Genomic DNA, 19,849 nt, shown 5'->3' with positions numbered 1-19,849 from the left:
AAGCCAGCCGCGATCTGATAATGGGTGGCAATAACAAATGCTGAGTCCGGACTTGTGCGACGATGGCCGCCTTGAATCCGTGCTTATGCGACGACGAGTCCAGCCACGAAATGTGGCGGCTTATGGTTCTTGCAATGAAATCAGCAAAGCTGAATCCGGACTTATCTGGAGACGCACAACCTCATTTCTTAGTCATTGATATCGCTTCACTATTGTAGCCGGACGCGAATTTCCGGAATTTTGACACGAGGTTCCGGAAATTTTAGTTTTGAGTGCAGCCGGAAGTGAAGAGCTGGCTCGGTTTGTCTGAACAGTTTCGGGCGTTTCGCTAAGTGGATTTCCACCTCGATTATGCCGCCACCATCATTGGTGCCAGCGCGTTGAAGTAGGCCTGATCCGGCGTCCTCCGGTCAAGGGATGAATGTGGGCGTCGGCTATTGTAAAAGGTCAGATAGCGGCGGATGCCAGCGCGGGCCTCGGACACTGTTTTATAGGCGTGGAGGTAGACTTCCTCGTATTTGATCGAACGCCAGAGCCGCTCGACGAAGACGTTGTCCCGCCACGCACCCTTGCCATCCATCGAGATGGCAATCTCAGCCTTTTTCAGCACCGCCGTGAAGTCGACGGAGGTAAACTGCGAGCCCTGATCGGTGTTGAAGATGTCCGGCTTTCCGTAGCGGGCAAGCGCTTCCTCGACCGCTTCGATACAGAAGGCTGCTTCCATCGTGATCGACAGCCGCCACGACAAAACCCTCCGACTGAACCAGTCGACGACCGCGCAAAGATAGACGAAGCCCCGCGCCATGGGGATGTAGGTCAGGTCCATCGCCCAGACCTGGTTGGGGCGGGTGACCGCCAGCTTGCGGAGGAGATACGGATAGATTTTGTGACCGGGAGCCGGTTTCGAAGTGTTCGGGCGACGGTAGATCGCCTCGATGCCCATCTTCTTCATCAGCGTGGCGACGTGCAGCCGCCCAGTCTCCAGCCCTTCTCCCCTCAAGAGCCCTTGCAACATCCGACTTCCGGCAAATGGGTAGTCGAGATGCAACTCGTCGATCCGGCGCATCAGAGCCAGATCGCCGTCAGACACCGGACGCGGCGAATAATAGACGCTGCCACGGCTGAAGCCGAGAAGCTTCGCCTGGCGCACGACGGATAGCTTATGCTCGCGGTCGATCATTTCTTTCCGCTCAGCAATCCCGCCTTGCCGAGCGCTCCGGCTAAAAAATCATTCTCCAGCGTCAGCTCCCCGATCTTGGCGTGCAGCGTTTTGACATCGACGGTTGGACCCGCCGGTTCCGCCTTCGCTTCATCGCCGAAAACGCCTGTCGCTCCCTCAAGGAGCTGGTCTTTCCACTGCTTGATCTGGTTGGCGTGCACGTCGAACTGCTGGGACAGTTCCACCAGCGTCTGCTCGCCTCGAATGGCGGCGAGCGCCACTTTTGCCTTGAAAGCCGGGCTATGGTTCCGGCGCGGTCGTCTCGTCATGGTATCTCCTGTTCCTGGCATCTAAGCCGAAGTCAGGCAGAAATTCCACTTATCCCCGCTGTGCAGATTTCCCGAGCCACCTCTCTTCGCACGCAAGATCTTGATCGAGACAGGGTATCCGAATGCGCGCAACTGTGCCGCCATTGGAGACTGCAGAAATCTATCAGAGGTTCCTGCGCGGTTCCGCGAACGCTTCCCGTGTGTTCGCGTCCTGAACGAAAAAACCGAGCAAAGATTTCTCTTGCTCGGTGAGTTGAGTGCTGGAAACCAAAATGGCGTCCATTTCTTCGCGTACAACCTCAAGGACTAACTTGACGTTAAGATCGCGCCGCAGAAAGTGATCAGCACTTATCAGTGGCAGCGGTGCAGTTGAGCTTGTTGCCTAGGTTTGTGAACTGGGTGTTGAGTTTGCCGCCGAGGGTGGTTGCACCACCGATGAGGGCAACCGAAATCAACGCTGCGATGAGCCCGTATTCGATAGCAGTGGCGCCAGATTCGTCTTTCATGAAACGTGCAAATATCGACACAGGAATCTCCTTTGATCCTTTCCGTTGGACGGACTGTCTCAACGCATTTCGGATCTACCAGACGTATGATGCTATTCGGTTAAAGGGATCGGTTAATTTTTAATGACGTCTCGCTGCGAGAAATAGTCGGCTTCGCGAATGTAGCGATCGTGCCAGTGGGTTCCTGTACAGCTGGAGGTCTTGTTCATAGCTGATACTGCGAGGGGACCGTTCAAAAGATCACAATAAGATCAAGGGGAGGGCAGAGGGGCGTTTTAGGCCGAACGCTGTTGTTTTCGCTGCGCTAATCGACTTTCTCCGGGCCCACCATTGTTTTATCTATTGCTTCGTAGCCTCATTGTAGCCGGACGCAAGTTTCCGGAATTTTGTCACGAGGTTCCGGAAATTCCATCTTTGTCAGAGCCAGTTAGCAGCCCGAGAGGCACTGATGGATGCCATTCCGTCGAGTCGCTCGTAGTAACTTCGGAAATGCTTTAGCTCCACGGTGCGTCCATGTGTGATGTAAATCTGCAGGAGCCAAACCAATTTTGGGAAGGCTTCAGGAGGTTCCAAAGAGAGCATGAGGTCGGTCCCCTCCATAGCGGACCGGCATATCGAGTTGCTTTGTGGGTTGTAGGGAATGATGTAGCCGTCCGTCAAAGAGAAGATACCATTTGGCGCTAGCGTCTTTTCTGTTTTAGACGCGAGCTGTAAGGCCCGATCCAGAACGGTGGCAGCGTGCTACAAAGTTGAGGCTGGTAGGCTATTCCCGCAACTGAAAGCACTTTGGGCTTAATTCATCCGATGTAGCTAGTGCCACTGCTGCGACGACTATTCGTGAACGGTGCGGGGATCGTCTAAAAACTCGAAGCATAACAAAGCGGCCTTGAAACCCCGCACCTATGCGGGTCTTCGTTGTTTCCGCTTGCGAAATTCAGCTATTTCGCCGTCCAATTGGGACTCGAATTTCTCTGGTGAGGCCCGCATCCGCGCTAAGATGTCACTCGCTAGAGCAGGAAGTCGTCCTTGTAGAGGGTTACGGCATCGTCATACTTGATGGCGAAATCTACTTTTTTGTCGCCGTTCACGTCGGCATACACCATAGAATATGACCCGTGTTTTTCATATCTAAGCTCGCCAGCGTGGCCAGTGAATTTCTTGGTGCCGATCCAGTCGAAACCCTGATCCCCAGCTACCTTCGCGTTCGCATCTATTTGGGAAAGATCCACGTGATCTCGGATGCCGCCTTTAGGGGCGTGCTCCCAGTTAGTGATGACGTCGAACGCAGTGGCTGTGCTTTCCTTGATCGACTTGAACAGAAACGTGTCTGCTCCTTGTCCGCCGGAAAGATAGTCTTTCCCCATTCCGCCGTACAAAATGTCGTTTCCGTCAAAGGCTATGAGCTTATCATTTCCTGCGCCGCCCAACAGCTTATCCATACCGAAACTGCCACTGAGGGTATCGTTGCCGGGCGTGCCGCTTATGTCTTCCATCACGTCGGAGACGTCGTACAGAATTCCTTTTGTTTCCAGTATTTGGCCGTCGAGATGGGCTGAAACGCGTATCAAAATATGCAGCTCGAGCGCTTCCATCCGCTCATAATCGAACTTCCCCGCGATGAGGATCTGGTTGCCCGATATGCTGAAGGAGTTGTCCTGAAGCGTAGATCCGTGATCACCATAAAGCTCGGACTGCATCGTATATGTGACGCCTGCCTGCTCAGGGAACGTCGAAACCGTGGCGAGCACTGTTCCAGCTTTTGACCCCTCAGGTACAGAGTTCAATACCTTTGTGATTACGATCTCGGTCAATGTTTCTGCTCCTCCAAGTTGCACGGGACTAGCAATAGCGAAAGTTTGGCATTTGACAACATCTGTCAGCGGCGATGGACACCGTCATTTGAAAGCCATATGAGGAGGGGAGCGGGGGCGGCATTTTGATTACACCGGAGGTCGGTTTCATAGCTGATCTTGCGAGGGGGGCGTTCAAAAAATCGCAATAAGATCCAGGGGAGGGCAGAGGGGCGTTTTGGGCCGAACGCTGTTGTTTTCGCTGCGCTAATCGACTTTCTCTGGGCCCACCATTTATGTCCATCGCCACAACAGGCTGGACTCTCCTCGCACAAGTCTGGATTCTTCGTCAGATGAAGTCGGATTCCGCACATGCAGACCGGAAAAGAAAGCTCCAAACGCTTATGCGAGGGGTGAATTCAATTTCGGCCGCCGCTGCAAGGTCACGGTGACTTCCTGTCCTGAAGCCGCCGGAGCAAAGTCGAGGCCATCGAGAGATGATCGAGGCATTGATCTATCGTGTCGTGAATTATCTCATGTCCCCTCGGATTACGAATCGCCGACATAGAACCCGCGAATATGAATTTATAACCGCTCTGTTCGTCCAGCTCGCTCTGGGTGAGCATCTCTGTCAGCTTGATCTTAGTGTTCTTTTCTCCGAACGCGTTCATCATAAGACCATGACCGCTGTCGCTAACACCTGAGATTTTTTTTACATGAGTGTCTAGGAACTTGAAGGCTTCGAAAGTCGCCTGCGAATAATGTCCGTCGTCGAAAAGAGCCTTTGAGACTTTGGTGATTGCAGAGTGAATGTTTCGCTCGTCGAATGGATGGGCGGTCGGCACTGACGACTGGGGTGTGCTCCCAAAATTTCCCGCCGTTCTGGCGATCCGCTCGAACCGAGTGAGGTTCTTAAACATCGATCAGGTTGGCCTTGATGCTTTTGAAGATGTTGTCGTAAGTTTCCTGCGATCCTTCGGCTGGCAGATTGATCTCGATCCGCACCGTCAGCGCCATATCTCTTTTAGATGATGTGTGGTTTGGCAAGGAAACGGAGACAGGCTCCGCGGCGGTCTGAGCTGACTTGGCCTTTGCAGGTTTTGCTTTCGGGGTCTTGGAGTTGCCATTGGAAGCGGTTGCACGGGATTTGGAGGGAGCCGCCTGCTGCTCGTTTCCCGCGAGGCTGCTGAACGCCTGAAAGACCCCCGCCTGCCTCGCGCCGATGACTTCGCTGGTCTTGTCGTTGGTGCGGAAATACGCTGTCAGTTCGGGTTTAGTCAAAGTCCAAGCATCATCACCCCTAATTTCAAAGAGGTCCGCATATGCCTCACGGACTAGAGATGCGAATGCCTTTTCGAACTCTTCTGGAGGCAAGACAAATACTTCGTGTCCCTTTTCTGTGCGCTTCCCTTCTTCGTCGATGACCCCGAGAAATTGCAGGGCATTGATCACATAGCTCTCGTTGTTCGAAGCAACTTGGTATTTCTTGACAGTATCGGAAGACACGGTCGCAGGAAAATTCTTACGCAGGAAACCAATCATCTGTGTGATGTTGCCCGCGCCAGAGATATACGGATGCGATGCCATAGAATTCTCCTTGAATCGAGTGATCGATCAATCACGCGAGCCACGAAGTTAGTCAACCGAATCAAGTCTTGGTTGTGGAGTAGGACCGTCGCAGACGTACTTCATAAACAGATATTTTTCGGTGGTTGATTTGCGGGTGAAAATTTCCCTGTTCGACGTTCCGCACAGGGAACCTCACGGGTCCGGTGTTATTCGTCACCAACAGAGTTGGGCGGGCCCGCGATGACTGTTCGTGCCGGGCGTTGGCCAGGGACGTTGTTCAGGGTCTAACGGGATAGACAAGGACCCGTCTTGAGAACGGAACCTGGATCAACGATCCCGGGAACTGGAAGGTTTTTGTGGATAGTCTTGTGCTGACGACCGACCCGAAGACCAATGTCTAGGGCTGCCAGAGCCGAAAGTGGCGCCGGTCCCTGGGGAGAATACCGGTTGCCCTAAATCTCTGCCCATCGATAGGACAGCACACTACCCCAATTACTCCCACCACCACCCAAAAAAAGCGCCCCCCGCGATATCGCGAAGAGCGCTTTTGGGAAAAAACGCTGATTAGCAGTTGGTGCCCTGGACGGTTGTGCCGGTGTTGTTCGGGAGGTTGCCCGAGTTGGCTGCGTCACCTGGCTGGCCGCCGTTGTTGCACTTCTTGCTGCCTTCGCCCATCGTGCTGCTGCCGGTCATGGTGCTGTTGGTAGCAGTCGAATCGACGGTGCCGGAAGCTGCTGGCTTCGGCGGGATGTTGCCACCTTCGCCTGCGGTGTTCTGCTGTACGTTGCTGCGGTCTGCGGCGGTGCCGGACGTTGCCGTCTGGGCCATAGCCGACGTTGCGAGACCAGCGGAAAGGATCGTTACTGCGAGAAGCTTCATCATTATGGTGTTTCCTTGTATTCCCTACGGTGACTTAACCCGATGGCGGGCAAAAGGTTTCCTCACATTAGCAAAAGATCTGCATGCGGGCGGGCTGTGGGTTTTTGACCATTGGCAGCTTCGTCGGTTCGGGGAGGGTTCGGTTGCGTCATTCGGGAGCACGGTTGCCTTCGACTTCTCGGCCACTCGCTGGCGACTGGTCGGCCATGAGGCGGCGGCTGGGGGCGTTCTTGCATGGTCGGTTCGCTTCGTTCGCCATGCCGGAGCGCCGCTCTGTGGATAACCGCATGTCGGGCGAATTCCGGCTTTTGTCACCCCAGCAATTTTCTTGACCTTCGGCTTCAATTATAAGCAGCCTGCAGTTCAGGACCGCATGGGAGGCGAGACGGTTGCAGACGATTTTGAGCATCGGTATCGATGCGCTCGCCTATGGCATGATCCTGTTCGTGATTTCGATCGGGCTTTCGGTGACGATGGGGCTGATGCGGGTGGTCAATCTCGCCCATGGTGCCTTCGCGATGATCGGCGGCTATGTCGCCTCCTATATTTCGCGGGACCTCGGCCTAGGCTATGCGCCGGCCATCCTTGCCGCCGTGGTCGCCACGATCGTGATTGCGGTGCCGATCGAGCGGTTTCTCTATCGTCGCATCTATGGCGCGCCTGAATTGACGCAGGTGCTGATGACGATCGGCATCACGTTTTGCATCATCGGGCTTGCCAATTACCTGATGGGGCCGACGCTGAAGACCATTCCGCTTTCGGATATGCTGCAGCAGCCGGTCGATCTCGGTTTCCGCAGCATTTCCGCGCATCGGCTGTTTGCGATCTTCTGCGGTCTTGCCGTGGCGCTTTGCCTGTGGCTTGCGATCGAGAAGACCGGTTTCGGCATCAGGCTGCGGGCCTCGGTCGACAATGCGGCGATGGCCTCAGCGCTGGGGGTTCGCACCGAAATCATCTATGCGGTCAGCTTTGCGGTCGCGGTCGGGCTTGCGGCCTTCGGCGGCGTGGTCGGGGCGGAGCTGCTGCCGGTCGAACCCTATTATGCGCTGCGCTATCTCGTGACATTCCTGGTCGTCGTTTCCGTCGGCGGGGCAGGCTCGATCGGGGGCACGCTGCTCGCCTGCCTGCTGCTCGGCGCGGTCGATACGACGGGCCGCTATCTCCTGCCCGAGTTCGGCGAGTTCTTCTTCTACCTTGCGGTGATCGCCATCATCTGCGTGTTTCCGAACGGCCTCATGAAGGGGGCGAAATAGAATGGCGGTTGATGTGAGTTCAAGGGATATGGGCGCAATGCGCCGTCGGCGTTCGCTGATGCGCGATGTCGTGGGGTTCGGCGTGATCGTCCTTGCCGCGGCGATCGGCTATTTTGCCTTTCCGGATAATCTGGCGCTTCTGACGCGGATCATCGCGGTGGCGCTGCTCGTGCTTTCGCTTGATCTCGTCACCGGCTATTGCGGCGTGGCGACGCTTGGTCATGCGGCGCTGTTTGGCAGCGGCGCCTATGCGGCGGGTATTCTGTCTGCCCATTACGGCATCAACGATCCGCTGCTGATGACGCTTGCGGGTCTTGTCGGCGGAGCGCTTGCCGGGCTGTTGTCGGGTCTCGTCATGCTGCGTGCCCATGGCCTGCCGCAACTGGTTCTGTCGATCGCCCTCATTCATCTGTTTCACGAGCTTGCCAACAAGATGTCGTCCTTTACCGGCGGCAGCGACGGTCTTTCGGGAATTGCGCCGGATCCGATCTTCGGCCGTTTCGAATTCGATCTGTTCGGCAATACGGCCTATGTGTTCGCGGTCGTGATGCTGCTCGTCGTGTTCGTTCTCCTGCGCATTCTCGTGCGGTCGCCATTCGGCATGCTGTGTCGCGGGCTGAAGGAGGATCCGCTGCGGATCCGGGCGATGGGCGCCTCACCGAAGCGGGCGATCGTCAAGATGTATGGCATTTCCGGCGCTGTCGCCGGGCTGGGCGGCGCGCTCAACGCCATCTCCACGCAGGTGGTCGGGCTCGATACGCTGTCGTTTACCCAGTCGGCGGAAGCGCTGGTCATGCTGGCACTCGGCGGCACCGGTTCGCTGTTCGGGGCCTTGGCCGGCACCGTCGCCTTCATGATGTTCCAGGACTATGTATCCTCGGTCAATCCGTTCCACTGGCTGACCATGGTCGGCGCGCTGCTGATTGCCGTCGTGCTGTTTGCGCCGAAGGGCATTTATGGAACGGTGGCGGCGCTTCTAGAAAAACGGCGGGAGGGACGCCCATGACCGCAGCTGTCGGAAACCCCGTGTTCGAAGTCGTCGCCCTCAAAAAGTCGTTTGGCGGGCTGGTGGTCACGAACGATGTTTCGTTGTCGATGGCGGCGGGCGATCGGGTGGCGTTGATCGGCCCGAACGGTGCCGGCAAGACGACCTTCGTCAATCTGGTGACGGGAACGATGGCCCCCAGTTCCGGCGAGGTGCGGCTGGGTGGCGAGGTGATCACGGGGCTCGATGCAAGCGCCCGCGTCAAACGCGGGCTGGTGCGGTCATTCCAGGTGACACGGCTGTTTCAGGATATGACGGCGGCCGAACATCTGGGCCTTGCGGTTCTTCAGCGGGAAGGGCGGTCCGGCCGCATCTTCGGTAATTTCCTGACCATGCCTGACGTGATGCAGGAGGTGGAGCACCGGTTGGAGACATTGCGGCTGACCGCGCTCATGCACCGCAAGGTCCGAGAGATCGCCTATGGTCAGCAGCGTCTTCTGGAAATCGCCATCGCGCTCGCCTTGAAGCCGAAAGTGCTTCTCCTCGACGAACCGGCGGCCGGCGTGCCGCAGAGCGATGTCGGGCTGATCGAGCAGGCTCTCAACGATCTGCCGGCCGATCTGGCGGTGCTGATGATCGAGCATGACATGGATCTCGTCTTCCGGTTTGCCAAAAAGGTCGTGGTGCTTGCCGCCGGTGCCGTGATCTTCGACGGCGCGCCGGGCGACGCCACGCGCGATCCCCGCGTCAGGGAAGCCTATCTGGGGAGCTATGCCGATGCCGGCCGCGTCGCTTGAGATCGAAAACCTTTCGGCGGGCTACGGCCCGACGAGGGTGCTGGAAGACATCACCATCACGGTTCCGGCCGGACGGCGGCTGGCGGTTCTCGGCCGCAACGGCATGGGCAAGACGACGCTGCTTGCGAGCCTTGCCGGGCAGACTCGTCGTTACGGTGGCCGCATTACGCTTGACGGTGCCGATATCAGCACTGCCGCGAGCGCCGACCGGGCCCGTGCGGGCCTCGGCTATGTGCCGCAGGAACGCTGCGTCTTCCCGAGCCTGACGGTGGAGGAAAACCTGTTCGTTGGCCTCAAGGCGCGCCCGAAGGATGCGATCGAGGAGGCCTATGCCATGTTTCCGCGGCTGAAGGAGCGGCGCAGCAATCTGGGCAACCAGCTTTCCGGCGGCGAACAGCAGATGCTGACGACGGCCCGCACCATTCTCGGCCGTCCCTCCGTGCTGCTTCTCGATGAACCGCTTGAGGGGCTCGCCCCCGTCATCTGCGAGGAACTGATGATTGCCTTCGCGGCACTTGCGACATCAGGCGACATGACCATCCTTCTGGTGGAGCAGCGGATCCAGAGCGCGCTGGATTTCGCGGAAGATGTCATCATTCTGGAGCGCGGGCGCATTGCCTGGAGCGGCACGCCGGATGCCCTTTCCAAGGATCAGCCGACGGTGGACCGTCTGCTCGGTGTCGGCGGTTTGCATTGATGGACAGCCCGGCGCGGCTCGCCAGTCTGGCGATGTATGTCGCGCCGCCACCGGTTGCTGAGGCGACCGATGCGCTGTGGGGGTTTATTGCGCGTCACCTGACCGATGCCGGCATGGCCGGGGTTCCTGGTTTGCTCGATCGTTCGATCTCCCATGACGACGCCTGGCTGCGGCCGGATCTGCTGTTGTCGCAGACCTGCGGCTACCCTTACGTCACCAGTCTACGCGGAAACGTGCGGCTGGTGGCGACGCCCTGCTATGACTATCCCGGTTGCAGCGGGCCGGATATGCGCAGCTTCGTGATTGTCCGCAAGGATGCGGGCATCGCTGCGCTTGAGGATCTGCGCGGGCGGACGGCGGCGATCAACAGTCGCGACAGCAATTCGGGTGCCAACCTGTTTCGCGCCGCGATCGCGCCGATCGCACGCGGACCACGCTTCTTCGGAAGGGTGATCGAAACCGGCGGGCACGCGGCCAGCATCGCGGCGGTTGCCGAGGGCAGGGCGGATTGCGCTGCGATAGACTGCATCACGTACGGTCATGTGGCGCGGTTCGCGCCTGACGATCTGGCTGATATCGTCGTGGTGGCAGAGACACCGTCTGGGCCAGGACTGCCGCTGATCACCCGTGCATCTGCATCCGATGACGAGGTGGCGCTTTTGCGAGAAGCGCTTGAGGCAGCACTCGTTGACCCGTCGCTTACGGATGTGCGTGACGTGCTGGCGCTGACCGGTTTCGCGGTTCTCGACGATTCCCGTTACGAGAGGCTGCTCGAGCTTGAGCGGCAGGCCGCAGCGCTTGGCTATCCTGCCGTCGCCTGACACATCGACGCCGCTGCCGGGACTTTGCCTTATCCCTTGAGACGCCTATCGTAGCGCCTTCGCCAACCCCGGCCTTTCAAGGGACGCTGCCCGTGACGATCCTTATCGACAAGGTACTGACGTGGCGTGATGTCGCTCACGTTGCGGAAGGCGAGGATCTCGCGCTTTCGCAAGGGGCTTGGGACCGCGTCGCCTATGCCCGACGTATCGTCGAGGCGTTGGTGGAAAACGGCGCGAGGGCTTACGGCATCACGACGGGCGTCGGGGCGCTGTCCGATACGGTCGTCGATCGCGAGGCGCAGAGCCGGCTTTCGCGCAATATCGTCATGAGCCATGCCTGTGGTGTCGGGCCACTGCTTGGCCGCCGCGAGGTGCGGGCGGTGATCGCAGCGCAGATCGGCAATTTCGTGCATGGGTTTTCGGGGGTACGCCCTGATATCGTTCGATACCTGTGCCGGTTTCTCGAGGCCGATTGCATTCCGGATATGCCGTCGAAAGGCTCGGCCGGCTACCTCATTCACAACGCCCATACGGCGCTGGTGCTGATCGGCGAGGGACATGCCTGCGTGGCGGGGGAGCGGATGACCGGCCGCGCGGCGCTTGCCGCAATCGGGCTCGAACCGTTGGTGCTCGGCGCCAAGGAAGGGCTCAGCCTCGTCAACGGCACCGCCTGCTCGACCGGGCTTGCCTGCGTGGCGCTCGCGCGTACCGAACGGTTACTCGACTGGGCCGATGCGATTGCCGCTGTGACGCTGGAGGCTGCCGGGTGCCAGATGGCCGCTTTCGACGAGGATGTGCTGGCGCTGAGGCCTTCGGCGGGTATTGCCAGCGTCGGGGCCGCATTGCGGTCGCGTCTTCAGGGAAGCGGTATCATCGCGGCCGCGGTCGGGCGGCGATTGCAGGATGCGCTCAGCCTTCGCGCCATACCGCATGCGCATGGTGCGGCCCGCGACGTGTTTGCCCATGCCTGCGGGATCGTCGATCAGGAGCTTGCCTCCGTCACCGACAACCCTGCAATCGCGGGCACGCCGGATGCGCCGCTCGTCTGGTCTGAAGCGCATGCGGTGGCGCCGGCGCTCGGGCATGCCGCCGATGCGCTTGCGAGTACCATTGCCCAGGTTGCGGCCATGAGCGAGCGGCGCATAGACCGGCTGGTCAATCCGCTGGTGAGCGGCCTGCCGCCGTTTCTCGCGACCGACGCGGGAAGCCATTCCGGCTTCATGATCGCGCAGTATACGGCGGCCGCGCTCGCCAACGACAACCGGCGGCTGGCCGCGCCCGCGGCAACCGATGGCGGCCTGACCTCGGGCCTTCAGGAGGATTTCCTGTCGCATCCGACCGCGGCAGCCAACAAGCTGCTCGCCATACTCGACAATGCCGAACGGGTGCTTGCGATCGAACTGATGGCGGGCGTCCAGGCGCACGACATTCTCGCCGAAACCAATTCGCCCGCGATCGGCACCCTGGACGTCCGCGATATGGTGCGACAGCATGTGGCCATCTACGCAGACGATCGCCCGCTGGGTCACGATATGGAGGTGCTGCGCCAACTGATCGCCGGCAATCCGCCGCCGCCCGCTTGACCTCCCTCGCGCATCTTATAGTATGAGTTAGGTCATCATGTATGATGACATTGTGATAGGAAGCTGTCCTGGGGAGGATCAATGCTGAAGAGACTTTTGCTGACCGGCGCCGCCGGCGGGCTTGCGCGCGGAATTCGTCCGCTGCTGAGCGAGCTTGCAGAACAAGTGGTGCTGTCGGATCTCACAGAGATCGATGATCCCGGTGCGAACCAGAGTTTTGTGCGCTGCGATCTGTCCGATGCCGCAGCCGTTGCCAAACTGGTCGAAGGCGTGGACGGTATCATCCACCTCGGTGGTGTTTCGATCGAAAAGCCGTTCGACATGATCCTGCAGGCCAATATCGTTGGCCTCTACAATCTCTACGAGGCTGCCCGCCACAGCTGCAAGCCGCGCATCGTGTTCGCCAGTTCCAATCATGTCGTCGGCTATTACAGACGCGACGAATTCATCGACAACAGCGTCGCGCCGAAGCCGGACTCGCTTTACGGTGTTTCCAAAGTCTTCGGCGAGGCGGTTGCCAGCATGTACTGGCAGAAGTTTGCGCAGGAGACGCTGTCGATGCGGATCGGCTCCTGCTTCGACAAGCCGCTCACCCGGCGTATGCTGGCGACCTGGCTGAGCTACCAGGATTTCATTTCGCTGTGCGGGCGGGCCTTCTCCGCTCCACGGCTTGGTCATACAGTGGTCTACGGCGCTTCGGCAAACGATGAACAATGGTGGGACAACGGCAACGCTTCCTTCCTCGGCTGGAGGCCGCAGGACACATCCGCCAAATGGCGCGTGGAAGTGGAGGCAGCTGCGGTTGACGATCCGGCCGATCCCGCGGTCATTTATCAAGGCGGTGCATTTACCACGGCCGGGCATCCGGACGATATCTGAGATAGGAATTTTGCAATGACGATCTACCAGAACCTGATTGCCGGCGAATGGGTCGGCTCGGATGCATCCGAGAACATCAGCCCGTCCGACACCAAAGATGTCGTCGGTCTCTATGCCCGCGGCAGCGCTGAGGATACGAAAACTGCGATCGCGGCGGCGAAGGCCGCATTTCCCGCATGGTCGCGTTCCGGCATCCTGGAGCGGCACGCGATCCTGAAGAAGACCGCGGACGAGATCCTGGCCCGCAAGGAAGAGCTCGGCAAGCTGCTGGCGCGCGAAGAAGGTAAGATCCTTCCCGAGGCGATCGGCGAGGTGACGCGCGCGGCGCAGATCTTCGATTTCTTCGCGGGCGAAGCGCTGCGCCTGACCGGCGAGATCGTGCCGTCGGCACGGCCGGGCATTACCGTCGAGATTACCCGCGAGCCGCTCGGCGTCATCGGCATCATCACGCCGTGGAATTTTCCGATCGCCATTCCGGCCTGGAAGATCGCGCCGGCGCTTTGCTACGGCAACACGGTCGTGTTCAAGCCGGCCGAACTCGTGCCCGGCTGCGCTTGGGCGATCGTCGACATTCTCCACCGCGCAGGCCTGCCGAAGGGTGTGCTCAACCTGGTGATGGGAAGCGGCTCGGTGGTCGGTCAGGCGATGCTCGACAGCAGGGATCTCGGCGGCATCACGTTTACGGGCTCGACCGGCACCGGCAAGCGGGTGGCGCTCGCCTCGATCGAGCATAACCGCAAGTTCCAGCTGGAAATGGGCGGCAAGAACCCGATGGTGGTGCTTGACGATGCAGACCTTAACGTCGCCGTGGAAGCCGCTGCCAATTCCGGCTTCTTCTCGACCGGCCAGCGCTGCACGGCCTCGTCGCGGTTGATCGTGACGGAAGGCATCCACGACAAGTTCGTGGCTGCCATGACCGACAAGCTGAAGTCACTGACCGTTGACAATGCACTGAAGGCCGGCACGCATATCGGTCCCGTCGTCGACGAACGGCAGCTCAAGCAGGATACCGACTACATCGAGATTGGCAAAAGCGAGGGCGCCAAGCTTGCCTTCGGCGGCGAGGTCGTGTCTCGCGATACGCCCGGCTTCTATCTGCAGCCGACGCTGTTTACCGAAGCGACCAACCAGATGCGCATCAGCCAGGAAGAGATTTTTGGCCCTGTCGTGTCGGTTATCCGGGTCAAGGATTATGACGAGGCGCTCGCCGTTGCCAACGATACGCCGTTCGGCCTTTCCGCCGGCATCGCCACGACCAGCCTGAAGCATGCGACGCATTTCAAGCGCAACTCCGAAGCCGGGATGGTGATGGTCAACCTGCCGACGGCGGGCGTCGATTTCCACGTTCCGTTCGGCGGCCGCAAGGCGTCGTCCTTCGGTTCACGCGAACAGGGCAAATATGCAGCGGAATTCTTCACCGTAGTGAAGACAGCCTATACGCTGCCGTAACCGAATTTGGCCCCGGCGTAGCAGATGTTGCGCCGGGTGCAATCACCGTGATCCTCTGCAACGGGCAACCGGAATTGGCGGGGATTGATGCAAGCGCTTAAACTTGATAATCACGAACAAGTTTAATGTGCCACGGTGAATCGATGACCTTCCAGCCTCGGATGCGAAACCAGATCGAGGGTTTTTCGGTCATCGGCGGCATGCGTCGGCGGCACTGGAATGGGATCACCGCAGATCTGTGGGATGTGGAATGCGGCCCGCATGCGGGCGGTTATTACGTGGCGCAGGATCCGCGGCTTTTCATTCTGTTGGAGCATCGCGGCGGCGGGCGGCCGCTGGTGAAGTGCAGTCCACGAGCGGGCGGTTCGCCGCAGGACAGTTGCGAAAGCCCGATTTCCTATATCCCGGCCGAGATGGATCTGTGGGTGGATATCGAAGACGTCCAGTATGTGCGGCACCTCGACATTCATTTCGATGCGGATGGTTTGCGGCGCCGGCTGATGGACGAGCTCGATCCGCGGCGTCTGACCGAGCCGCATCTCCTGTTTGCCGATCAGCGCGTGATGTCGCTGGCGCAGCTGATTGCGACGGAAGTCGCCAGTCCGGACCCGCTCCATGATCTCTACGGCGATGGCCTGACGGTCGCGCTGCTCGTCGATGTGCTGAAGATCGTCAAGCTGTCGGACGCTCGCAAGCGCAGCACGCTTGCCCCGTGGCAGTTGCGGCGCGCCGTGGAATTCATCGAGGCCAATTGCCTTCGCAGCATTCGGCTACAGGAGATCGCGGCCCTGACAGGGCTGTCGCAATCGCATTTCAGCCACTCGTTCAAGGCGTCGACAGGGTTTGCGCCGCACGAGTGGCAGATGAATGCCCGGCTCGACCGTGCCAAGCAGATGCTGATTTCCGGCGCCCGGCCGCTGACCGAAATCGCGGTCGAGAGCGGCTTTGCCGATCACGCCCATTTCAGCCGCGTGTTCCGCAAGCATGTCGGCACCACGCCGTCGAAATGGAAAAAGTCACACTCGGTTTGAATCGGCTGCGATGGGGTTCAGTCCAGCAACTTTGCCCAAGATCGTTCAAATATCGCGGATGCGGGCAAGCGACGGCGTTTAATTTGAGTTAAACACTCATCTATTGTGCCAGGTAGTGTGGCGGCGTGAGTGGGGCGAATATGAGTGGAATGTTGGGGAAGAACAAGGTGAAGGCGGCGCTTGGGGCAGGGGTTGCCCTTATGGCGCTCAGCGCATCGTTTAGCGCGCGGGCGCAGGTGCAGAGCGAGGGGACAACGCTTGCACCGATCGTCATCGAGGGCCAAGGAACGGAAGGCGGCGGTACCGGCCCTGTTGAGGGTTACGTTGCCAAGCAGACGACCACGGGTTCCAAGACCGATACGCCGATCAATGAAATTCCGCAGTCCGTATCCGTCGTCGGACGGCAGGAGCTGGAGGATCGCGGCGTCGTCGACAAGGTCGATCAGGCGCTTCTATATACGCCCGGCGTCTTTGCGCAGCCTTACGGTTCGGATCCCGATACCGACTGGATTTATGTGCGCGGCTTCAACGCGTCGCAGACCGGTCTCTTCTACGACAATCTGGCTCTGACCAGCCACGCCTTCGGCAATTTCCAGATCGATCCGTTCCTGCTGGAGCGCGTGGAAGTTCTTAAAGGCCCGGCATCGGTTCTGCTCGGGGGCGCCAATGCCGGCGGTGTCGTGAACCTGGTGCGCAAGCGTCCGACGGACGAGCCCTATTTTTACACCGAGCTCGGAGTGGACAGCAACGGCAGCGGTTATGCCGGCTTCGACTTCTCGGACAAGGCGCTCGGCAGCGATGTCGTCAGCTACCGCTTCACGGGCAAGCTTTCCGGCGGCCAGGGCTATTCGGATGAGCAGGATGACATCCGCGGCGTGTTCATGCCGCAGATCACATTCCAGCCGACCGACACGACCAGCCTCAATGTCTGGGGCTCCGTCAGCAAGCTCGATCAGACCCATACGTCCAACGGTCTGCTGCCCTATACGGGCACCGTGGAAAGCAATCCCGTGTTCGGCAAACTTGACCGTGACGTGTTTGTCGGCGACCCCGACTTCGATATCGGTCGTTCGACCCAGGCAATGGTCGGCTACGAGTTCGAGCATGAGTTCGAGAGCGGCTGGAAGTTCACGCATAACCTGCGCTACGCGCATCTCGACAAGCGCGAACGCCAGATCTACGCATTCGACTTCCTGTCGCAGACCGATGGCCTGGTGCTGACCTACGCCGACGACGTGCGCTCTTCGGCCAACTCGTTCAATGTCGACAACCGGCTGGAGAACGAGTTCGAGCTTGGCGGCGCCAGCCACAAGGTCATGGTCGGCGTGGATTACCGCTATTATCGTCTCGATAACGATCAGCTCGCGACACCCTTCGGTTCCTATCCGCCGCAATACGATCCGCTTAACCCGAGCAATGACCTGCCAACACCGACACTCGTGCCTTCGACGCATCAGATCTATACGATCAATCAGGTCGGTGCTTATGTTCAGGACCAGATCAAGTTTGGCGGAGGCTGGGTCGCCACCCTCAACGGTCGCTTCGACTATCTCGAAAGCGAGGTTGACGACCGCCTCGGCACCGGTGATGCCGAACTGAACGATACCGCCTGGAGCGGCCGTGCGGGCATCGCCTACGAATTCGAAAACGGTGTGACGCCCTATGCCAGCGTCGCCACCTTCTTCAGCCCGCTTGTCGGCACCGGTGCGGATGGCGCGCTGAAGCCCGAAGAAGGCGAGCAGTACGAGGCCGGCGTCAAGTACGAGCCGACCTGGCTCGATGGAAGTCTGACGGCATCGGTGTTCCAGATCGACAAGCAGAACTACACGGTCAGTGTCCCGGCCATCGGTGACCGTCAGCTCGGCGAAGTCCGCTCGCGCGGTGTTGAACTCGAAGGCAAGTTCAATCTGGATCGCAACTGGAAGCTCATCGCTGCCGCCTCCTACACCGATCTCGAGTTCACCGAAAACCCTGGCGATTCGTCGCTGGAGGGCAATACGCCGGCGGTGGTGCCGAACGCGCAGACATCGCTCTGGCTGGACTACACGGTCACGGACGGACCGCTCGCAGGCCTGGGTCTTGGGGCCGGTGTGCGCTACCGCGGCAAGTCCTGGGCTGACGACGCCAATACGCTTCGCGTGGAGGATGCGACCGTGTTCGATGCGGGTATCCGTTATGAAAAGAACGACTGGAAAGCTGCTCTCAACGTGACCAACCTGTTCGACAAGGAATATGTCGCAGGCTGCAACACGATGTATTTCTGCGGCTACGGCGAAGCCCGTACGCTGACCTTGAAAGTCAGTAAGGTTTGGTAACTTGACAAACTTAGTAAACTTTAGCAGGAAGGCCCTACGGGGCCTTTCACACTGACCGGCTCATGAGACTGTTGACGAACGGGTGAGCGCAGAGGAGCGCGACGGGAATGTTGATGGACAGGTTTACGCTTTCCGGCCAGGCAATTCCGGTCGACCCGGAGCGCATGCTGTGCGAAATCTGCGAACATTTCGTCGAGCATAGCGAGGTCAAGCGCGACGGCGACCACGTCAATCTCGCAAGCGAGGTTGGCGAAGCTAATATCCGCAAGCAGGGCGGCTGCCTTTCGATCGATATTTCCTGCCCGTCGGCGCAGCTGCTGCAACTGGTGCGCAGCTCGATTGCCGAGCATCTTTTCATGTTTGCCGGCGAAGAGCCGCTGGAACTGAACTGGCATGACGAAGCGGTCCTGACGCCAATCCCGGGCCTTACCGAAATTCGCGTCGTTGCCGCGCGGCATGTAACGCCGCATATGCGCCGCCTGACGCTTGCCTGCGACGACGTTGCCCGGTTCGTCGGCGCCGACTACCACATTCGCCTGCTGATCCCGAAGAAGGGCCGCAAGCCCGTCTGGCCGGTTACCCGTGCGGATGGTCGCCTCGGCTGGCTGAACGGCGAAGACGAAATGGTGATCCGCATCTACACGATCCGCAGCGTCGATGTGGTCCGCGGCGAGATGGATATCGACTTCGTTCTACACGAAAGCGACGGCCGGCCCATGCCGGGTGCCGAGTTCGGCCGCCATGCCGAGCCGGGCGATGTCGCAGGTCTGCTGGGACCGGGCGGCGGCGGTTTGCCGGATGCCCGGCACATGATCCTTGCCGGCGACGATACGGCCTTGCCGGCGATTTCCCGAATCCTCGCCGAAGCGCCAGCCGATGCACGGCTGCAGGTGTTTATCGAGGTCGACGACGTTGCCGATCAGTTGCCACTCTGCTCCAGCGCATCTGTCGAGATCACCTGGCTGCATCGCAAGGGCATTGCGCCTGGCAAAGCCGGCATTCTTGGCCCGGTCGTTCTTCCCGTCATCGAGCAGGCCGGGGCTGAAGCCTTTATCTGGATCGGCTGCGAGAAGTCCGAAGCTCGGCCGATCCGCAACCATCTGAAGTCCCGCGGCCACGACAAGAAGCGCATGTGCGTGATCGGATACTGGGGCGAGAACAAGCATTGAGAGCGATTGCCGTGGGGCAAAGGCCCTAATCGTCGCGTGCGAGCGGCAACACGGTTGACGCCGGCAGGGCGAAGCAGGTAGGACGCCATCGTTCCCTTTTAGGGAACGGTGCGGAGAGGTGGCCGAGTGGTCGAAGGCGCTCCCCTGCTAAGGGAGTATACCCGGAAGGGTATCGTGGGTTCGAATCCCATCTTCTCCGCCACTATTTTCCCAGATCGTTTCGTCTCGACATCTTTTCTGGGAACTTTTGTACCTTCAGAAAGATAAGTCAGGAACCACCTCGCGACGTACCCGTTGATAGTCATTCACCTATCAAGAAGGATACCCCATGGCTCGCGATATTTCCTCCGACATCGATCGTCTGTCCGATCAGCTCGCCGACCTGCGTTCGGCTCTCATGAAACAGGCCAGCTCTTCGGCAAGCGAGGCATCCAGCTATCTCGCGCCGCGTGCCCGCCAGGTGGCGCGGCAATTGCAGCACGGCAGCCATGACATTTCGGAGGTCGTACGCCGCAACCCGGGTACCGCAACCGGTGCACTCGTCGGCGCGCTTGCGATTGGAGCCGCAATCGGCTTCCTTCTGTACAGTGCCGCTGAGCGCGACTAATTAGACCTGAAACAGGCGCGTGGATTTCTTC

General features: G+C 59.5%; 18 protein-coding genes and 1 tRNA gene. 13 read left to right on the top strand and 6 right to left on the bottom strand.

Features of this window, described 5'->3' with window-relative positions; genetic code table 11:
* Nucleotides 1–349: 349 nt before the first annotated feature.
* From ACQY1K_RS10855 to ACQY1K_RS10830, 6 genes are all read right to left on the bottom strand, one after another.
* Nucleotides 350–1,488 (bottom strand): IS3 family transposase gene (locus ACQY1K_RS10855; protein WP_430257338.1). Its coding sequence is split into 2 segments (ribosomal slippage): nucleotides 350–1,221 and nucleotides 1,221–1,488, totalling 1,140 coding nucleotides; the frame shifts between segments, so codons are not numbered across the junction.
* A 341-nt stretch (nucleotides 1,489–1,829) separates the two neighbouring features.
* Nucleotides 1,830–1,994 (bottom strand): Flp family type IVb pilin, encoded by a 165-nt coding sequence (locus ACQY1K_RS10850; RefSeq protein ID WP_430256717.1) that lies wholly within the window; start codon nucleotides 1,992–1,994, stop codon nucleotides 1,830–1,832.
* Nucleotides 1,995–3,001: 1,007 nt separating this feature from the next.
* Nucleotides 3,002–3,805, bottom strand: coding sequence for a M10 family metallopeptidase C-terminal domain-containing protein (locus ACQY1K_RS10845; protein ID WP_430257337.1), 804 nt, complete (start codon nucleotides 3,803–3,805; stop codon nucleotides 3,002–3,004).
* A gap of 422 nt (nucleotides 3,806–4,227) precedes the next feature.
* Complete coding sequence (locus tag ACQY1K_RS10840) at nucleotides 4,228–4,704, bottom strand: TIGR02391 family protein (protein ID WP_430257336.1); 477 nt, start codon at nucleotides 4,702–4,704, stop codon at nucleotides 4,228–4,230.
* Nucleotides 4,697–5,371, bottom strand: a complete 675-nt coding sequence (locus tag ACQY1K_RS10835; protein ID WP_430257335.1) for a DUF5343 domain-containing protein — start codon at nucleotides 5,369–5,371, stop codon at nucleotides 4,697–4,699. Before ACQY1K_RS10835 ends, ACQY1K_RS10840 begins: the two co-directional genes overlap by 8 nt.
* Nucleotides 5,372–5,917: 546 nt before the next feature.
* Nucleotides 5,918–6,235 (bottom strand): hypothetical protein, encoded by a 318-nt coding sequence (locus ACQY1K_RS10830; protein WP_092660533.1) that lies wholly within the window; start codon nucleotides 6,233–6,235, stop codon nucleotides 5,918–5,920.
* Nucleotides 6,236–6,621: 386 nt separating this feature from the next.
* On the opposite strand from ACQY1K_RS10830, the gene ACQY1K_RS10825 reads away from it, so the two are divergent.
* From ACQY1K_RS10825 to ACQY1K_RS10765, 13 genes are all read left to right on the top strand, one after another.
* Nucleotides 6,622–7,485, top strand: a complete 864-nt coding sequence (locus ACQY1K_RS10825) for a branched-chain amino acid ABC transporter permease (protein WP_430257334.1) — start codon at nucleotides 6,622–6,624, stop codon at nucleotides 7,483–7,485.
* Between the two features lies 1 nt (nucleotide 7,486).
* A complete protein-coding gene (locus ACQY1K_RS10820; protein ID WP_430257333.1) occupies nucleotides 7,487–8,491 on the top strand; it encodes a branched-chain amino acid ABC transporter permease in 1,005 nt (334 codons plus the stop codon).
* Nucleotides 8,488–9,267, top strand: a complete 780-nt coding sequence (locus ACQY1K_RS10815) for an ABC transporter ATP-binding protein (protein WP_430257332.1) — start codon at nucleotides 8,488–8,490, stop codon at nucleotides 9,265–9,267. Before ACQY1K_RS10820 ends, ACQY1K_RS10815 begins: the two co-directional genes overlap by 4 nt.
* Entirely contained in the window at nucleotides 9,248–9,964 is a 717-nt protein-coding gene (locus ACQY1K_RS10810) for an ABC transporter ATP-binding protein (protein ID WP_430257331.1), read from the top strand. Before ACQY1K_RS10815 ends, ACQY1K_RS10810 begins: the two co-directional genes overlap by 20 nt.
* Complete coding sequence (locus tag ACQY1K_RS10805) at nucleotides 9,964–10,785, top strand: phosphate/phosphite/phosphonate ABC transporter substrate-binding protein (protein WP_430257330.1); 822 nt, start codon at nucleotides 9,964–9,966, stop codon at nucleotides 10,783–10,785. Before ACQY1K_RS10810 ends, ACQY1K_RS10805 begins: the two co-directional genes overlap by 1 nt.
* 92 nt (nucleotides 10,786–10,877) lie before the next feature.
* Nucleotides 10,878–12,368: an HAL/PAL/TAL family ammonia-lyase gene (locus tag ACQY1K_RS10800; RefSeq protein ID WP_430257329.1), complete on the top strand. Its 1,491-nt coding sequence runs from the start codon at nucleotides 10,878–10,880 to the stop codon at nucleotides 12,366–12,368.
* A gap of 81 nt (nucleotides 12,369–12,449) precedes the next feature.
* On the top strand, nucleotides 12,450–13,247 hold the full coding sequence (locus ACQY1K_RS10795; RefSeq protein ID WP_430257328.1) for an NAD-dependent epimerase/dehydratase family protein: 798 nt from the start codon (nucleotides 12,450–12,452) through the stop codon (nucleotides 13,245–13,247).
* Between the two features lie 15 nt (nucleotides 13,248–13,262).
* A complete protein-coding gene (locus ACQY1K_RS10790) occupies nucleotides 13,263–14,696 on the top strand; it encodes an aldehyde dehydrogenase family protein (RefSeq protein ID WP_113110698.1) in 1,434 nt (477 codons plus the stop codon).
* A 143-nt stretch (nucleotides 14,697–14,839) separates the two neighbouring features.
* Nucleotides 14,840–15,727: a helix-turn-helix domain-containing protein gene (locus ACQY1K_RS10785; protein WP_430257327.1), complete on the top strand. Its 888-nt coding sequence runs from the start codon at nucleotides 14,840–14,842 to the stop codon at nucleotides 15,725–15,727.
* Nucleotides 15,728–15,867: 140 nt separating this feature from the next.
* The gene (locus ACQY1K_RS10780) at nucleotides 15,868–18,042 is read left to right on the top strand and encodes a TonB-dependent siderophore receptor (protein ID WP_430257326.1); all 2,175 of its coding nucleotides are present in this window, start codon (nucleotides 15,868–15,870) and stop codon (nucleotides 18,040–18,042) included.
* A gap of 113 nt (nucleotides 18,043–18,155) precedes the next feature.
* Nucleotides 18,156–19,211, top strand: a complete 1,056-nt coding sequence (locus ACQY1K_RS10775; RefSeq protein ID WP_244474057.1) for a siderophore-interacting protein — start codon at nucleotides 18,156–18,158, stop codon at nucleotides 19,209–19,211.
* Nucleotides 19,212–19,323: 112 nt separating this feature from the next.
* Nucleotides 19,324–19,413: transfer RNA gene (locus ACQY1K_RS10770), tRNA-Ser, on the top strand.
* A 126-nt stretch (nucleotides 19,414–19,539) separates the two neighbouring features.
* Entirely contained in the window at nucleotides 19,540–19,818 is a 279-nt protein-coding gene (locus ACQY1K_RS10765) for a hypothetical protein (RefSeq protein ID WP_062581198.1), read from the top strand.
* The last annotated feature ends 31 nt before the right edge of the window (nucleotides 19,819–19,849 follow it).

Origin of the sequence: Neorhizobium sp. IRS_2294, from assembly GCF_050500145.1 — a bacterium.
In the GTDB taxonomy this organism is placed as follows: domain Bacteria; phylum Pseudomonadota; class Alphaproteobacteria; order Rhizobiales; family Rhizobiaceae; genus Neorhizobium; species Neorhizobium soli.
This window is presented reverse-complemented; position numbering and strand designations above follow the sequence as displayed.

What these genes read in the sequence shown, in the direction of transcription:
- ACQY1K_RS10835 (WP_430257335.1), bottom strand. Translation starts at nt 5,371, where the DNA reads ATGGCATCGCATCCGTATATCTCTGGCGCGGGCAACATCACACAGATG.
- ACQY1K_RS10785 (WP_430257327.1), top strand. Translation starts at nt 14,840, where the DNA reads ATGACCTTCCAGCCTCGGATGCGAAACCAGATCGAGGGTTTTTCGGTC.
- ACQY1K_RS10840 (WP_430257336.1), bottom strand. Translation starts at nt 4,704, where the DNA reads ATGTTTAAGAACCTCACTCGGTTCGAGCGGATCGCCAGAACGGCGGGA.
- ACQY1K_RS10805 (WP_430257330.1), top strand. Translation starts at nt 9,964, where the DNA reads ATGGACAGCCCGGCGCGGCTCGCCAGTCTGGCGATGTATGTCGCGCCG.
- ACQY1K_RS10820 (WP_430257333.1), top strand. Translation starts at nt 7,487, where the DNA reads ATGGCGGTTGATGTGAGTTCAAGGGATATGGGCGCAATGCGCCGTCGG.
- ACQY1K_RS10775 (WP_244474057.1), top strand. Translation starts at nt 18,156, where the DNA reads ATGGACAGGTTTACGCTTTCCGGCCAGGCAATTCCGGTCGACCCGGAG.
- ACQY1K_RS10850 (WP_430256717.1), bottom strand. Translation starts at nt 1,994, where the DNA reads ATGAAAGACGAATCTGGCGCCACTGCTATCGAATACGGGCTCATCGCA.
- ACQY1K_RS10810 (WP_430257331.1), top strand. Translation starts at nt 9,248, where the DNA reads ATGCCGGCCGCGTCGCTTGAGATCGAAAACCTTTCGGCGGGCTACGGC.
- ACQY1K_RS10830 (WP_092660533.1), bottom strand. Translation starts at nt 6,235, where the DNA reads ATGATGAAGCTTCTCGCAGTAACGATCCTTTCCGCTGGTCTCGCAACG.
- ACQY1K_RS10790 (WP_113110698.1), top strand. Translation starts at nt 13,263, where the DNA reads ATGACGATCTACCAGAACCTGATTGCCGGCGAATGGGTCGGCTCGGAT.
- ACQY1K_RS10780 (WP_430257326.1), top strand. Translation starts at nt 15,868, where the DNA reads ATGAGTGGAATGTTGGGGAAGAACAAGGTGAAGGCGGCGCTTGGGGCA.
- ACQY1K_RS10795 (WP_430257328.1), top strand. Translation starts at nt 12,450, where the DNA reads ATGCTGAAGAGACTTTTGCTGACCGGCGCCGCCGGCGGGCTTGCGCGC.
- ACQY1K_RS10765 (WP_062581198.1), top strand. Translation starts at nt 19,540, where the DNA reads ATGGCTCGCGATATTTCCTCCGACATCGATCGTCTGTCCGATCAGCTC.
- ACQY1K_RS10815 (WP_430257332.1), top strand. Translation starts at nt 8,488, where the DNA reads ATGACCGCAGCTGTCGGAAACCCCGTGTTCGAAGTCGTCGCCCTCAAA.